A 1,172-nucleotide genomic window follows, 5' to 3' on the forward strand; every position below is an offset into this window, starting at 1 on the left:
TACTGACTTCGGCTGATCAGGGTGATGTTGGGGTGTCGAGGGTCAGGCCGGTGCCGGCTATGAAGCCGTCGAGGGTGTCGGGCCGGTACTGCAGGCGCTTGAGCCGGTTGCGTACGAGGGCCTCGAGTCGGTCGAGGGCCATGACGGCGAGGTTGGCCAGGCTGTGCTTGACGTGTGCCCAGACCCACTCCACGGGGTTGAGGTCGGGCGAGTAGGCGGGAAGCAGGAACACCGTCAGCCAGGAACGCTCAGCGATCAAGTCGCGCATGGCGTGGGAGACGTGGGTGTTCAGGCGGTCCCAGACCAGCACGATCGGCGCCTTGACGAGCTGGTGGACACCGTCGACCAGGGCGATAAAGTCGCGCTCGCCCATGCTGCGGCGCTGACCCTGGCCCGCGGGATGCGTGCGCAGGCGATGGCACAGTCGGGTGCGCGAGCCCGGCCGCATGGCGATCATCCCGGCCACCGACAGGCGTCCCGAGCGGCGGCCGCTGACGGTCACGACCGGCGTGCGGCCTCGCCGGCCCCAGGTGCGGCCTTTGGGCGGTCGGCGGGTGAAGCCTGCCTCGTCCTCGAAGCAGATGTAGCCCCCGCAGGCCGCCCGCGCTCTTTTACCTCCGCCCAGGTCACCTCCTTCCACGCGGTGACGGCCTGCTCGTCGCGCTCGGCCACCCGCCGCGCGGGGACCTGCGGGCTGAAACCGAGCCGGTGCATCAGCCTCGTCGCCCCGGACACGCTGTAGGAAAGGTGGAACTTCCGCCCGATCAGCGTGGCCACCCGCGCCGCGGTCCACACCTGGTCCTCCACCCAGCCGTGTGCGGCCGGGCCCTGGTCCAGGTACGCGGCGAGTTTCTCCAGGCAGCGCGGAGACAGCCGGCACCGCGACCCGCCCGGGCCGCGAGAGGCCAAGGCCTGTAGACCGCCATCGCGCCACAACTGGTGCCACCGATAAGCCGACTTCGGGCTCACTCGCAGCCGCCGGGCCACTTCCGGCGGCTTGATCATCTGCTCGAACAGCTCGGCTGCCTGCATCCGCACCGACTCCCGGCGCACCCGTCCCGCGGCGGTCAGCCCGCCCCCATCCGCATATCTCACACACCATCGGATACAGCCGTCGCAACGAGCCCGTCTGGCAAACCGGGACGGTTCACCCTGACGAGCTGAAGTCAGTA

At 69.9% G+C, this 1,172-nt stretch carries 2 protein-coding genes; both read right to left on the reverse strand.

Annotated elements, in window-relative coordinates; all coding sequences use genetic code 11:
* Positions 1-16 precede the first annotated feature (16 nt).
* Entirely contained in the window at positions 17-583 is a 567-nt protein-coding gene (locus ACFWP2_RS39625; RefSeq protein ID WP_380460988.1) for a transposase, read from the reverse strand.
* A complete protein-coding gene (locus ACFWP2_RS39630; RefSeq protein WP_380460990.1) occupies positions 499-1,053 on the reverse strand; it encodes a winged helix-turn-helix domain-containing protein in 555 nt (184 codons plus the stop codon). The genes ACFWP2_RS39625 and ACFWP2_RS39630 overlap by 85 nt, the downstream gene beginning before the upstream one ends.
* Between the last annotated feature and the right edge of the window lie 119 nt (positions 1,054-1,172).

The sequence above is a fragment of the Kitasatospora sp. NPDC058444 genome (assembly GCF_042721415.1).
Lineage (GTDB): Bacteria > Actinomycetota > Actinomycetes > Streptomycetales > Streptomycetaceae > Kitasatospora.